Annotated in this window: 7 protein-coding genes; 4 read left to right on the top strand and 3 right to left on the bottom strand. The window is 65.8% G+C overall.

Annotation, left to right across the window (positions count from 1 at the left end; translation table 11 throughout):
* Window positions 1–63: 63 nt before the first annotated feature.
* Window positions 64–915, bottom strand: a complete 852-nt coding sequence (gene apbC, locus CEK68_RS13595; protein WP_152239691.1) for an iron-sulfur cluster carrier protein ApbC — start codon at window positions 913–915, stop codon at window positions 64–66.
* 356 nt (window positions 916–1,271) lie between these two features.
* On the opposite strand from apbC, the gene CEK68_RS13600 reads away from it, so the two are divergent.
* Window positions 1,272–3,308 carry a prolyl oligopeptidase family serine peptidase gene (locus CEK68_RS13600; protein WP_152239692.1) on the top strand — a complete coding sequence of 679 codons (2,037 nt, stop codon included), beginning with the start codon at window positions 1,272–1,274 and terminating at the stop codon, window positions 3,306–3,308.
* A gap of 673 nt (window positions 3,309–3,981) precedes the next feature.
* Window positions 3,982–6,873, top strand: a complete 2,892-nt coding sequence (locus tag CEK68_RS13605; protein WP_152239693.1) for a TonB-dependent receptor — start codon at window positions 3,982–3,984, stop codon at window positions 6,871–6,873.
* A 435-nt stretch (window positions 6,874–7,308) separates the two neighbouring features.
* Here CEK68_RS13605 and CEK68_RS13610 read toward each other — a convergent pair whose 3' ends face one another.
* Window positions 7,309–8,901 carry an NAD(P)/FAD-dependent oxidoreductase gene (locus CEK68_RS13610; protein ID WP_152239694.1) on the bottom strand — a complete coding sequence of 531 codons (1,593 nt, stop codon included), beginning with the start codon at window positions 8,899–8,901 and terminating at the stop codon, window positions 7,309–7,311.
* A gap of 201 nt (window positions 8,902–9,102) precedes the next feature.
* Here CEK68_RS13610 and CEK68_RS13615 point away from each other — a divergent pair, with 201 nt between their 5' ends.
* Window positions 9,103–11,202 carry a M13-type metalloendopeptidase gene (locus CEK68_RS13615; RefSeq protein ID WP_193313877.1) on the top strand — a complete coding sequence of 700 codons (2,100 nt, stop codon included), beginning with the start codon at window positions 9,103–9,105 and terminating at the stop codon, window positions 11,200–11,202.
* 237 nt (window positions 11,203–11,439) lie between these two features.
* Complete coding sequence (locus CEK68_RS13620; RefSeq protein WP_152236101.1) at window positions 11,440–13,452, top strand: M13 family metallopeptidase; 2,013 nt, start codon at window positions 11,440–11,442, stop codon at window positions 13,450–13,452.
* Between the two features lie 138 nt (window positions 13,453–13,590).
* Here the strand turns inward: CEK68_RS13620 and CEK68_RS13625 are convergent, their stop codons facing one another.
* Window positions 13,591–14,247, bottom strand: a complete 657-nt coding sequence (locus CEK68_RS13625) for a rhomboid family intramembrane serine protease (RefSeq protein WP_152239696.1) — start codon at window positions 14,245–14,247, stop codon at window positions 13,591–13,593.
* Window positions 14,248–14,566 lie beyond the last annotated feature (319 nt).

Genomic DNA, 14,566 nt, shown 5'->3' on the forward strand with positions numbered 1-14,566 from the left:
CGGCCGCAATGACCGGCGATTCTAGCCGGTCGCGGGGCGTTCGCGGCAGGCGCCGCGCGCCGCTCAGCCCAACGCCGCGGAGATCGGGATGGCCGCGCGCGGGCGCTTGCGCAGTTCCTCGGTCAGGCGCTGCGCGGTGGCCAGGTAGGCCTGCGCCGCGGCCGAGTCCGGTGCCGCGGCCACAACCGGGGTGCCGGCGTCGCCCTGCTCGCGGATCGCGATCGCCAGCGGCAGCGACCCCAGCAGCGGCACGCCGTACTGCTGCGCCATGCGCTGGCCGCCGCCCTCGCCGAACAGGTGCTCGACATGGCCGCACTGGCTGCAGGTGTGCACCGCCATGTTCTCGACGATGCCCAGCACCGGCACCTCGACCTTCTCGAACATCTTCAGCGCCTTCTTCGCGTCCAGCGTGGCGATGTCCTGCGGGGTGGTGACGATCACCGCACCGGCCACCGGGATCTTCTGCGCCAGGGTCAGCTGGATGTCGCCGGTGCCGGGCGGCAGGTCGATCAGCAGGTAGTCCAGGTCGTCCCACAGGGTGTCGGCGAACAGTTGGGTCAGCGCCGAGGTCGCCATCGGGCCGCGCCAGATCATCGGCGTGTCCTGGTCCACCAGCAGCCCGATCGACATCGCCTCGATGCCGAAGGCGCGCATCGGCTCGATGCTCTTGTCGTCCGGGCTGTCCGGGCGTCCGCTCAGGCCGAGCATGGCCGGCACACTGGGGCCGTAGACGTCGGCATCCAGTACGCCGACGCGCGCGCCCTGGCGCTGCAGGGCCAGGGCCAGGTTCACGGCAGTGGTGGATTTGCCCACCCCGCCCTTGCCGGAGCCGACGGCGACGACGTTGCGGATGCGCGGGTGCGGGGCGAGCTTGGGCTGGACGGCGTGGGCGGGGAGACGCGGGCGATCGGTCATCGGAAAACTTGTCAAAGGGAATGGGCGAACATCTGCGCAGTGCATTGCACGACGGCAAGCAGAGCGCGATGCCCAGGGGTTTTTTATCCTACGACTATACAAGGGCGGGCCGAGTGGCCGGTCGCCGCTTTGCCGGAATGTGCGTCCTCCTGAAGTCCGACCGGTTATGGGTCACATCGACGCGCCACAGCGGCGTGCTCAGCATTGTCGACCGCAAGGCAGGACGAACGGCACTCCACGTGCGCTTGCACTCGCACGTAGAGTGCGGGCGGGTCAAGTTCTGCTATATTCACGTATCATTCATTTTTACTTACCTGCGACAGTTGTTTAGTTCGCTCATTACTGGGGAATGTTGCATGACAAGAATTCACTCGACGTGGCATTGGAGCCTTGCCTTGGGGGTTTCCGCGTTGCTGGCGAGTACAGCGGCGCACGCTATCCAACCGATTCCGATCGAGGACCTAGCACGCCTGCCCGCGCTTCAGTCAGTCACGATGAGCCCCGACGGAAAACATATCGTGGGCCTCATTCCGTCGCCGCAGAATCCGGATGAGACCGCCCTGGCCACATGGGACACGTCGGCGCTGTCCAAGGGACCCACCGTGGTCACCCCATCCGGCGACAAGATGAAGTTCATTTCCGCGTTCGCGCTGAAGTCGGACAAGATCCTGACCGTGGCCCGGCAAGAGTGGACCGGACGTCTCGGCGGTTGCGGCGAAGGAAACTCCTCTGGTTCCACCCGTACCTTCGTCTCCAAGACTTATCTGACTGGCGACGACCAGAAGGACTTCAAGGAGGCGTTCGCGGACAATGCGCGGAAGATCGGCGTCAGCGCTGATACGCAGCTGTGCCTGGAACTGAGCGGCACCGCATCGCTCGTGGACATGCTTCCCCTTGACCCTGATCGGGTAGTCATCCAGCAGTTGAGCGAAGTCAGCCTGTCGTCCAACTATTACCTGTACAACCTGAAGACCGGGCAGACCGAACTGCTGTTCCGCGGCGACTCGCGCGCGGTGCCGTCGCTGTTCGACCATCGCAACGGCAAAGTGCTGGCCAAACAGCAAATCGACGGGGCCGGCGGCGACTATGAACAGCAGGTTCTGCTGCTAGACCCGAAATCCGGGCAATTCTCCGTGCATGCGCCGCTGACTACCAAGATCTCGGCACGCAACGTGGTGGACGTGCTGGGCCTCGATGACGCGACCGGCAAATACTATATCCTGACCGATCAGTTCTCAGACAAGGCCCAGGTGCGCCTTTACGATCCGGCGCTGCGCAAGTATGACCCCGACCCGGTAGTCGCCGACCAGAACTTCTCCATCGCCGGCCTGATCTTTGGCACGCAGCCTAGCAACTTCAACAAGGTTGTCGGCTTCACCGTGGACGGCCCCTCCCGCGAGTCTATTTACGTTGACCCCGCGTTGAAGTCGATCCAGGACAGCCTGAAGAAGGCCTTGCCGGGGCAAAGCATCACGCTGGGTTCCTACACCGACGACCTGTCCAAGGTGTTCTTCACCGCGCAGAGCGCCGACCAGCCGCCCAGCTATTACCTGCTGACCGACAAGCAGACCGTCACGCCGCTGGGAAGCTCCAGACCCTGGATCGGCAAAAACGGCTTTTCCGTGGAAGAACGCTGGGTGACCTATACCGCGCGCGACGGCCGCAAGATCCCGGCCATCCTCGACCTGCCGGCCGGCTGGAAGCAGGGCGACCCGGCCGGTCCGGCGGTCATCAATCCGCACGGCGGCCCGTGGGCGCGCGACTACATGGGCTGGGACATGTCCGGCTGGGTGCCGCTGCTGACCTCGCGCGGTTACGCGGTACTGCGTCCGCAGTACCGCGGCAGCCAGGGCCTGGGGCGTGACCTGTGGGTCGCCGGCGACCGCGAGTGGGGCCAGAAAATGTCCGACGACAACGACGACGGCGCCGCATGGCTGGTCTCGGAAGGTTATGCATCCAAGGACCGAATCGCGATCTTCGGCTATTCCTACGGCGGTTTCGCCGCGGCTGCGGCCACCGTGCGCAAGCCATCGCCCTACCAGTGCGCCATCGCCGGCGCACCGGTCACCAACCTCGGGAAGTTGAGCACCTCCTGGAGCGATAACCGCCTGCAACGCATCCTGCAGGGCAAGACCCTGAAGGGCATGGACCCGATGCAGAACACCGCCAACGCCACGATCCCTGTGCTGTTGTTCGTCGGCGACCGCGATGTGCGTACGCCATCGTTCCATGCCAAGGACTTTTACGAGGCGGTCAAGGACATCGTTCCGGCCAAGTTCGCGCTGATCCCGGACCAGCCGCACAGCCTGCCCTGGTATCCACGCCAACAACGACAGACCCTTGGCCTAATCCAGGACTTCCTGAAGAGCGACTGCGGCCCTGGCGGTCTCTGACCCATGAAGTACGACGCCGCCAGGGACATCGCGCCCTGAGCGGCCTCTACGGCCAGCCCAAGTGCGCATGCGCCGAGGGTCGTGCGCCAGACAGCCCTGGTGAAGCCGACCTGCTGTGACATGAAACCACCGCGCAACGTCGTTGCGCGTCGCCTGACCGGCGACGTCATCAAAACCCGACAGCGCCGCGCCACCTTCGCCCAGGTACGCGCGTGAACCCTGTGATCGCCGAACGAGGAAGACTCCAGCGGTCAGCCTTCTTTGGCCTTGCCTCATACATGCAAGCCCTCGTTGTTCGCGCCTCTTGCAGACCAACGGACAACTTCATGAATGCGTTTAAAGACATGCCCTGGTTCGCGCCACACACCCGTGGGCGCATGGCGCACTCCAAGCACAGCACTCGGAGAAGATCGCATGCGCGTGGGGCTAGTCCCCCTGCCGATCGAGGTGCAACGCGGAACCTTGCCCGCAGCGAACATGCCGGGAGATCATCAAAATCAATAACTTAAACACGAAACGTATTGCTCGCCACTACAGCAACGATGTCACGACCATATGACATAAATTTGCTTGTTCAGCGGTTGTTGCACATTCGCCTCGGGAGCATTACATTCGGTTAACCACACCGTAACAACTGCTTCACTTCTTATTTAACTAGGGGAGTAAGAAAGGAATGTTCAGAACTTCGTCCGACGGGTTGCGGCGGCTGCCGCTGGCAATTGCCGTGATCGCGGCGCTGCAAGCCGCGCCCGCCTTTGCGCAGGACACTCTGGCCAATGGTCAGGCTGGATCCGACGACCAGGCAAAGGCCACTTCCAAGGAGGCAGCCAAGACCAAGGATCTCGATGCTGTTTCTGTGACAGGATCGCTGCTCAAGCGCCCCGAGTACGAAACCGCTTCGCCGGTCCAGGTGATCTCGATCGACAAGAGCATTTCAGCCGGCAAGTTCGACGTTGCCGACTTCCTGCAGACCTCGGCTGCCGCTGCCAGTTCCACACAGATCAACAACCAGTTTGGCGGATTCGTCGTCGAAGGCGGCACCGGCGTGCAGACCGTGTCGCTACGCGGCCTCGGCGCGAACCGCACACTGATCCTGCTCGATGGTCAGCGCCCCGGTCCGGCGGGAACGCGAGGACAGGTCGGCTCATTCGACCTGAACGTTATCCCCAAGGTCATCCTTCAGCGCATCGAAATCGTCAAGGACGGCTCATCGTCCATCTATGGCTCCGATGCAGTCGCCGGCGTGGTCAATCTGATCACCCGCAAGAGCATCGACAAGCCGATCATGGACTACACCATGAGCGTGCCACAGCATGGCGGAGGCGAGCAGTTCTCCGCTTCGTTCGCTGCCGGCAAAAGCTTCAGCGACGGCAGCATCGTCGGTGCCGTGCAATGGGATCGGCTGAACGCGCTGGAGTTCGGTGATCGCGACTTCCTGCGCTGCGCCCAAGACCGCATCTGGGGCACAGACGGCAAGCGCATCGACCGTCAGGACCGTTCGATCATCGGCGGCACCAACCTGGGTGGGTGCTCGTCGGGCAACCTCTACGCCAACACGATCATCAATTACTTCAACTCGGCCATTCGCTATGTGCCGTCACCCGACGGCAGCACGGTAGGGCCGTTCCCCGGCTACCGGCCACGTCCCCGCCCCTCTAGGACCTACGCCAACTCGCCGCAGGCCTACTATCAGGATGTGTTGAACTTCCCGTTCTACAACACAACGCAAGCCATCAACCAGCGCGAACGCATCAGCCTGTATGGCGCCAGCGATTTCGGGTTCGATAGCTTCAACTGGAAGACGCAATGGCTGTACAACCGTCGCGAGACTACGACGCACAGCTACAGACAGTTCTTCCCCGTCGTCGCCAACGAAACGGATGGCAACTTTTACCAGCCGATCATGCCGTACCGCGATGATCAGAAGATCACCGTCGATTACTTCTACGGCAGCACCAAGTTCGATGGCGCCTTCAAGGGAAGCGATAGCTGGAGCTGGGAGGTCAATGCGAGCTACTCGCGGTCGGACGGTGACTACCGGCACAACGACATCCAGACGTCGCGCACTGGCGATCTGGCCTATGTGGATGGCGACGCGCCGGTGAACTACTTCGATCCTGGCTTTCTCAGTGGCGAACGCATGCGTGAGCTGGAGAACGCCATCGGCGTCAACACCAAGGGCAACACCGTCTACGATCAAGCCATCGTCAATGCAGTTGTCACCGGCAACCTGTTTGCGCTTCCCGCGGGCGATGTCGGCGCCGCGTTCGGTGTCGAATACCGGCACACCAAGATCGATGACCAACCCGATGCGCTAACCACATCGGGCGATATCTGGGGCTACAGCTCAGCGAAGGAGACCAAGGGCACGGACAATGTCCGTGAAGCCTTCGTGGAATTCGACGTCCCACTGCTCAAGAACAAGCCGGGCATCGAATCGCTCTCAGTCAACCTATCCGGCCGGGCGTTCAAGTACAACTCCGTCGCCGATTCGGATGAGGTTTGGAAGGCCGGCCTTAATTGGCAGATCATTCCATCCCTGCGCGTGCGTGGCAGCATCGGTACTTCGTATCGGGCGCCGGGCCTGTACGAGTTGTACCTGGGCGATCAGACGGGGTATCAATCGCAGACGACAATCGACCCCTGCATCCTGTGGGGTGAAAGCAACAATACTTTCATTCAGAAGAATTGCGCGGCGGCCGGCATCCCCTCCGACTACGCAGGTGGCGGCGCATCGGCGACCGTGTATGGCCGTGGTGGTCAGGGCACGCTGAAGCCGGAGACGTCAAAGGCCAAGACGCTTGGCATGGTATGGACGCCCGAGTTCGCCAATCTGAGCGTGGCAGTCGACTATTTCGACTACGACATCCGGGGCGAGATCTCGCAGCTCAACGAGTTCGACATCATCAATGGCTGCTATGGGTCGGCGGTGTATCCGAACGCGTTCTGCAATCAGTTCGTCCGTAACAGCCCGACCGATCCCGCCTCGCCGAACACCATCACCACCATCTACAACAAGTACATCAACATCAACCGCGAGCGTACCCGCGGCTACGACTTGCAGATGAATTACGACAACGACTTCTCCTTCGGCAAGCTGTCGCTGGAGGCACAGGTCACGTACACGATGGAAGACGTGCTGCAGTTGTTCGACAGCGCTGCGGAAAGCGGACTCACCTCGAGCAACCAGGTCGGCTACATCGGCCGCCCGAAGACCGTGGGCCTGATGTCGGCGGATCTGAAGCGCGGTGACTGGACCTTCAGCTATCAAGCCAGCTACGTCAGCACCACACGCAATCGGGACCTGGATCCCACTTTCACGTATCAGGGGTATCAGAACGCAACACGCGACATCGAGGCCGGCTGGCAGGTCCTGCACAATGCGTCCGTTGCATACGAACAGGGCGACTGGGGCATCATGGTCGGCGTGCGTAACCTGTTCGACAAGGCGCCGGACCTGATTTCCACCGGCGCCGGCACGCGCTACGGCAACACGCCGCTGTACGCATCGCAGTACGACTGGTACGGCCGCACGGTCTTCGCCCGCGTGCAGTACAAGTTCTAAACAGTCGTTTTTGCAGCAATCGAAGGGGCGGCCATTGGCCGCCCCTTTTTTGTTTGAAACAGCGTGGTCAAGAGACAGGAAAGTGCATCCGCGCATGGTGTTGTCGTCGTGAATCGACGGACGATGTAGTTCTGAAGGCTTCGTCCAGCACTGACGGAAACAGGTTGTTGTTCAGGCGCCGGCCAAGCCGCGATCGAAAAAGATCACGATGTAGCCGACGTGCTCGACCGACTCCCGTGGCATAGACCGCCTTCGTGAAGAAAACCAGGACCACGGCAAGCGTCGGCAGATCAGGTCATCGCGCCGGCCGTGCGCGCATGCGGCGCCTGCCGATCCAACGATCAGCGGCCATCAGGCTCACCGCTGCCCCCTGCCCGGCCTACGCCCCGCACGAATATCTATCCGCCAGTAGCCAGCTTGGCGCCTCGACCGACCCTAACGCCGCAACAGCGCCATCGCCGCATTGTGGCCGGGCGCGCCGGTCACGCCGCCGCCGGGGTGGGTGCCGGAGCCGCACAGGAACAGACCGGGAATCGCACCGCGATACGCCGCCTGGCCAAGCATCGGCCGGGCACTGAACAACTGGTTGAGGCTCAGCGCGCCGTGGAAGATGTCGCCGCCGATCAGCCCGAAGGTGCGCTCCAGGTCCAGCGGGCTCAGCACCTGCCGGCCCAGCACCGAGGCGGCGAAGCCCGGCGCGTAGCGCTCGACGGTGGCGATCATCAGGTCGGCGACCTCCTCGCGGTGCGCGTCCCAGCTGCGCCCGTCCGGCAACAGCGGCGCGACGTGCTGGCAGAACAGGCTGGCCACGTGCTGGCCGGGCGGCGCCAGGCCATCGTCCAGGGTGCTGGGAATCAGCAGTTCGACGATCGGTTCGCGCGACCAGCCGTGCCGGCGCGCGTCGTGGTAGGCGCGGTCCATGTAGTCCAGGCTAGGCGCCAGCACGATGCCGGCGGTGAGATGGTCGCCCGGCCCCGGCAGCGCGCTGAAACTGGGCAGCCGCGACAGCGCCACGTTCATGCGGAACGTGCCGGAACCGCAGCGCCAGTGCGCCATGCGCTCGCGGGTGGCGGCCGGCACGTGCGCCGGATCGAGCAGGCGTTCGTACAGCAGCTTGGGATTGACGTTGGCGACCACGTGCCGCGCCCGCAGGCGCTCGCCCTGCTCGGTGACCACGCCGACCGCACGTCCGCCCTCGACCAGGATCTCGCGCACGCCCGCATCGGTGCGGATGCGCGCGCCGGCCGCAGTGGCCGCGCGGGCCATGGCCTGGGTGATCGCGCCCATGCCGCCCAGCGCATGGCCCCAGGCGCCTTTCACCCCGTTGCTCTCGCCGAACACGTGGTGCAGCAGCACATAGGCCGATCCCGGCGTGTACGGGCTGGCGTAGTTGCCGACGATGCCGTCGAAACCGAACAGCGCCTGCGCCGCGTCGCTCTCGAACCAGCGCTGCAGATACTCGGCGGCGGAGATGGTGAACAGGTCCAGCAGGTCCTGGCGCAGTTCCGCGTCCAGCGCATGCAGGCGGCGCCCGAGGCGGCCGGCGCGCAGCAGCTCGGGCAGTGCCTGCAGCCAGCCGCCATCGGTGACGTTGGGGGCCGGCTGCAACGCCAGCGCGCGCAGCACGTCGGCGATGCCCTCCAGCCGCGCCTCGTAGGCCGGCAGGCGCGCGGCGTCGCGCGCGGAGAACTTGGCCAGTTCGGCCTGGGTGTGGCCGGCGCCGGTCAGCAGATAACGTCCATCCGGCAACGGCAGGAAGTTGTTGCGCCGGCGCGGCACGATGCGCAGGCCGTGCCCGGCCAGGTCGAGATCGTCGATCACCTTGGGCTGCAGCAGCGACACCGTGTAGGACGCCACCGAGTTGCGGAACCCGGGGTGGAACTCCTCGGTCACCGCGGCGCCGCCGACCACGCCGCGCCGTTCCAGCACCGTCACCTTCCAGCCGGCCCGCGCCAGGTAGGCGGCGCAGACCAGGCCGTTGTGGCCGGCGCCGACGATCAGGGCATCGCATGGCGGTTCGCGGGTCATGACCGCATGGTAAGCCAGCGCCGGCGGGCCTGCCGATGGCAGGCGGCAACGCCGTCCTGCGGCCCAATGGCCAGGGCCACCCATGACCTTCGACACCCCTGAAACCTGCAGTGGCGGCGTAGAGTCTCGCCACGGCCCGTGCGGGCCATTCCTTTATCCACGTCGGCCTGGAGCCTGCCTGTGACCCTTCGCAATCCCAAGATGCTGCTGTTGACCCTGGCCGTGAGCGCCGCGCTGACCGGCTGCAACAAGCCCGAGAGCGCCGCGCCCGCCGCCGACGCCGCCAAGTCCGCGCCGGCCGCCGCCCCGGCCGCGGCGTCGACCGACCTCAAGCTCGACACCAGCAAGCTGCCGGCCTACAACGCCTTCAACGTCGACGACCTGGACGCCAGCAAGAACGCCTGCGACGACTTCAACGGCTACGTCAACGGCAAGTGGCTGGCCGCCAACGAGATCCCCAAGGACCGCAGCAGCTGGGGCGCGTTCTCGATCCTGGACGAGCGCTCGGTCGCGGCGCAGCACCAGCTGGCCGAACAGGCCGCCGCCGCGGCCAACCCGCAGGGCGTGGAGAAGATCGTCGGCGACTTCTGGTCCTCGGGCATGGACGAAGCCAAGATCAACGCCCAGGGCATCGCGCCGCTGAAGGCCGACCTGGCCGCGATCGACGGCCTCAAGGACGGCCCGGCAGTGGCCGAGTACCTGCGCCAGAGCGCGGCCAAGGGCGAGAACGGCCTGTTCGGCTTCGGCGCCGAGGCGGACTTCAAGAATTCGGCGATGAACATGGCCTACGCCATGCAGGGCGGCCTCGGCCTGCCCGACCGCAGCTACTACTTCGACGCCGACAAGCAGGACAAGCTCAAGGCCTACCAGGCGCACGTGGCCAAGGTGCTGGAGCTGGCCGGCGTGCCGGCGGCCGACGCGGCCAAGCAGGCGCAGGACGTGGTGGCGCTGGAAACGCGCCTGGCCAAGGTGTCCAAGTCCAGCGAGCAGCTCTCGCGCGACGCCGAGCTGTCCTACAACCCGGTCACCCCGGCCGACGCCGACAAGCTGACCCCGAACTTCCCCTGGACCAAGTTCTTCGAGTCGCAGGGCGTGGCCGTGCCGGAGAAGTTCTCGCTGGCGATCCCGGCCTTCCACCAGGAAGTGAGCAAGGCGCTGGGCGACACCGACCCGTCGGTGTGGCGCGCCTACCTGCGCTTCCACACCGTGGACAGCGCCTCGCCGTACCTGAGCGACGCCTTCGCGCAGGAAAACTTCGCCTTCTACGGCAAGGAACTCAACGGCCAGGCCGAGATGAAGCCGCGCTGGAAGCGCGTGCTCGGCAGCATCAACGAAGGCGCCGGCGAGGCGATGGGCCAGATGTACGTCAAGGTCGCCTTCTCGGCGGACGACAAGGCCAAGATGCAGCAACTGGTCGAGAACCTGAGTCAGGCGCTGAAGGCGCGCCTGGAGAAGCTGACCTGGATGAGCGACGAGACCAAGGCCAAGGCCCTGGACAAGTGGAAGACCTTCACCCCGAAGATCGGCTACCCGGACAAGTGGCGCGACTATGCCAGCCTGAGCACCCAGCGCGACAGCTACCTGGACAACGTGCGCGCCGCCACCGCGTTCAACTACAAGTACAACCTCAGCAAGATCGGCAAGCCGGTGGACAAGACCGAGTGGGGCATGACCCCGCAGACGGTCAACGCCTACTACAACCCGCTGCAGAACGAGATCGTGTTCCCGGCGGCGATCCTGCAGCCGCCGTTCTTCGACCCCAAGGCCGACGACGCGTTCAACTACGGCGGCATCGGCGCGGTGATCGGCCACGAGATGACCCACGGTTACGACGACCAGGGCGCGCGCTTCGGGCCGACCGGCAACTTCGAGAACTGGTGGACCCCGGCCGACGCCAAGAAGTTCTCCGCGCTCACCGGCAAGCTGGTGCAGCAGTTCGACGGCTACGAGGTCGACGGCAAGCACGTCAACGGCAAGCTGACCCTGGGCGAGAACATCGCCGACCTGGGCGGCATCACCACCGCCTACGACGCCATGAAGAAGGCCACCGAGGGCAAGGACGACCCGAAGGTCGGCGGCATGAGCCGCGACCAGAACTTCTTCATCAACTGGGCCACCGTGTGGCGTACCAAGTACACCCCGCAGAACGCGATGGTGCGCCTGACCACCGACCCGCACGCCCCGGCGCAGTTCCGCGCGATCGGCGCGCCGTCGAACCTGGAGGCCTTCGCCACCGCGTTCCAGTGCAAGCCGGGCGCGCCGATGGTGCGCAGCGGCGACAAGCGCGTGGTGATCTGGTAAGCGACGGCGTCACCGCCGTCCCGCGAAAAGGCCCGGCTTGTCCGGGCCTTTTCTTTGCGTGGGCGTCGGCCTGCGACGGCGGTGGCGATGCCGACCGCCCTGCCCGGCCACCGGCGCCCGTGCCTGCCGGCGTCCCTCGCTGAATCCGATGGGGACGTGGACGCGCATCATCGCCACAGTTGCACACCGCGGCTTGTTAAACTCCGCCGACTTTAATCCTGACCGGATGCGTTCCCGATGCCCAATGCCCGTCCGCTTGCCCTCGCCGTCGCCCTCGGCCTGATCGCCCTCGCTTCCGCCGCCGATGCCGCGCCCAAGAAGAAGCGCGCCGCCGCGCCCAAGGCCCCGCCGATCAGCGCCGCCTGCAGCGACTTCTACGACGACGCCAACGCCGACTGGCTGAAGCAGAACCCGGTGCCGCAGACCGGCGCGGTCACCGCGCTGGGCCAGCTGGCCGAGCGCACCCAGCAACAGCAGCGCGACCTGCTCGACGCCTCCATGCAGTCGCCGCAGAACGCGGTGCAGAAGGCGCTGGGCGATTTCTGGGCCAGCGGCCTGGACGAGGCCGCGGTGGAGAAGGACGGCTCCAACCCGATCGCGCCGCTGCTCGGCCGCATCGATGCGATCAAGAAGGCCAAGGACGTGCCGGCCTCGATCGCCGCGCTGCACCAGATCGGCATCCCGGTCGCGTTCAACTTCGGCGCCGACGTCGACCTGAAGGCGCTGGACCGCCACATCGGCTACTTCATGCAGGGCGGCATGGGCCTGCCCGACCCGGCGTTCTACACCCGCACCGACGCCGACACCATGGCGCTGATGGGCCGCTACCGCACCTACGTCAAGCAGATTCTGACCCTGACCGGCACCCCGGCCGACCGCCTCGAGGCCGACGCGCAGTCGGTGCTGCAGATCGAGACCGCGCTGGCGCGCAGCGCCAAGTCGTTGGCCGGCATCAACAACCCGTTCAACAACTACGCGCCGATCTCGACCAAGGAATTGAACAAGCAGTACCGCAACCTGCAGCTCGACGCCTTCCTCAAGGCGCAGGGCGTCAACGACGACCTGGTGTCGATGGCCGACCCGGACATGTTCAAGCAGCTCGACGGCATGATCGTCAGCATCAAGCCCGAGCAGTGGAAGGCCTACCTGCGCTGGCGCGTGGGCGATGCGATGGCGCCGTACCTGTCCAAGAGCTTCCGCGACGCCAGCTTCGAGTTCCGCGGCCGCGTGCTGCAGGGCCAGGTCGCGCCGCCGCCGCGCTGGGCGCAGGTGCTGGACGCGATCAACGTCGCCGCCGGCCCGATGCTGGGCCGCGAGTACGTGGCCCGCTACCTGTCGGCCGACACCCGCCGCCAGGCCGAAACCATCGCCGACCAGGTGCGCGACGCGCAGATCGCCGCGGTCAAGCGCAGCACCTGGCTGAGCGAGCCGGCGCGCACCGAGGCGCAGGCCAAGCTGGCCGCGCTGAAGATCGAGGTCGGCGCGCCGCGCCGCGACCTCGACTACACCCTGCAGCCGATGGGCCGCGGCAGCTTCGGCGGCAACATGCTGATCGCCTCCACCTGGCGTCACCGCGAGGAGATGAAGCGCATCGGCAAGGGCAACGCCGACCGCCGCTGGGACGTGCTGCCGCAGCAGCCGGCGCTGACCTACGACATCGCCCAGAACCGCCTGATCGTCACCGCCGCGGTGCTGCAGCCGCCGGTGTACGCGGCCGGCGGCGACGCCGCGACGCTGTACGGCGCCTACGGCGCGATGGTCGCGCACGAGCTGATCGGCGCCATCGACAGCAAGGGCAGCCAGGTCGACGCGCAGGGCCAGTTGCGCAACTGGTGGACCCCGGAAGACAAGAGCGCCTGGAACGCGCTGGCCGCCCGTACCGCCGCGCAGTACGGCGCCTACGACTTCCCGGGGGTGAAGGGCGCCAAGGTCAACGGCCCGCTGACCCAGGACGAGGACCTGACCGACATCGGCAGCGTCGAACTGGCCTGGCAGGCCTACAGCGCTGCGCAACCGACCGCCAACGAGGCAAGCAAGCAGGCGTTCTACAAGGCCTGGGCCGGCCTGTGGGCGCAGCAGCTGTCGCCGAACGAAGCCGTGCAGCGGGTCACCGCCGACGTGCACGCGCCCGGCCGCTGGCGCACCAACGGCGCGCTGGCCAACCTGCCCGCCTTCGCCGCGACCTTCACCTGCAAGCCCGGCCAGCCGATGGTGCGCAGCGAGGCCGAACAGATCCACCTGTGGCCGTGAGCCGGTGCCGGCGCTAGCCGCCGGCCAGGCACACACAGCAAGACGGCGCGGGCAACCGCGCCGTCTTGCGTTCAGGGGTCGGGAAAACGTGCCGCCGCGCCGGCGCTTGCGGAGCGCAGCAACGGCAGGCGTTTTCGCTCAGCGCACGATGCGCGGACGCGGCGGCTTGCGCTTGCCGAACGGCGGCTGGCCGCGCCAGTAGCGGATCATCAGCCAGCCGAACAACATGCCGCCCAGATGCGCGAAATGCGCCACGCCCGGCTGCCAGCCGGTGAAGCCCATCAGCAGTTCCAGCGCGCCGAACACGATCACGAAGGTGCGCGCCTTCATCGGGATCGGCGGGAACAGCAGCATCACCCGCTGGTTCGGGAACAGCATGCCGAACGCCAGCAGCAGGCCGAAGATGCCACCGGAGGCGCCCAGGGTCGGATACGGCTCGTTGCCGTTGCTGAGCATCCACCAGCCGACCAGCAACTGGCACAGGCCGGCACCGACCACGCAGACCAGGTAGTAGGTCAGGAAGCGCTTGTTGCCCCAGGTCTGCTCCAGCGGCCCGCCGAACATGTACAGCGCCAGCATGTTGAACAGCAGATGCATGAAGTCGCCGTGCAGGAAACCGTAGGTCAGCAACTGCCAGAGCTGGAAGTTCTGCCCGGGCGAGAACGCATCGAAGGCACCGATCGGCCACAACATGAAGGGCGAGAAGGTGTCCATGCCGAACAGCATCTGCAGCAGGAATACCACGACGTTGCCGATCAGCAGCGCTTGGGTGACGGGCGGAAGTCTGGGGAACATGGTCGGGTCCGTGGCAACTGTCCCCATCATAGCCGCTCGTCAGAGCATGCACCCCAACCAGTGCAGCGGCATGCCATGACCAACGACGCTCTTCCAAGAGGTATTGCGAGCGCGGCGCGCCGAAGAGACAGCCGAGGGCGCGGGCGAAGCCTCGCGCAGTCAACATGCAGCATGCGCTTCGCGTCCGTACCCTCACCCCCAACCCCTCTCCCGCAGGGAGAGGGGCTTGTACCTCCTTCTCCCCCGGGAGAAGGGGCCCGCCGGGGGGGGTGGGGGGAAGGGGGGAGGCCGACTGCGCCGGTAGACCGCGCAGTCAGCG

It is taken from the genome of Xanthomonas sp. LMG 12461, assembly GCF_009192935.1.
GTDB lineage: Bacteria > Pseudomonadota > Gammaproteobacteria > Xanthomonadales > Xanthomonadaceae > Xanthomonas_A > Xanthomonas_A sontii.

What these genes read in the sequence shown, in the direction of transcription:
- CEK68_RS13620 (WP_152236101.1), top strand. Translation starts at nt 11,440, where the DNA reads ATGCCCAATGCCCGTCCGCTTGCCCTCGCCGTCGCCCTCGGCCTGATC.
- CEK68_RS13605 (WP_152239693.1), top strand. Translation starts at nt 3,982, where the DNA reads ATGTTCAGAACTTCGTCCGACGGGTTGCGGCGGCTGCCGCTGGCAATT.
- CEK68_RS13610 (WP_152239694.1), bottom strand. Translation starts at nt 8,901, where the DNA reads ATGACCCGCGAACCGCCATGCGATGCCCTGATCGTCGGCGCCGGCCAC.
- CEK68_RS13625 (WP_152239696.1), bottom strand. Translation starts at nt 14,247, where the DNA reads ATGTTCCCCAGACTTCCGCCCGTCACCCAAGCGCTGCTGATCGGCAAC.
- apbC (WP_152239691.1), bottom strand. Translation starts at nt 915, where the DNA reads ATGACCGATCGCCCGCGTCTCCCCGCCCACGCCGTCCAGCCCAAGCTC.
- CEK68_RS13600 (WP_152239692.1), top strand. Translation starts at nt 1,272, where the DNA reads ATGACAAGAATTCACTCGACGTGGCATTGGAGCCTTGCCTTGGGGGTT.
- CEK68_RS13615 (WP_193313877.1), top strand. Translation starts at nt 9,103, where the DNA reads ATGCTGCTGTTGACCCTGGCCGTGAGCGCCGCGCTGACCGGCTGCAAC.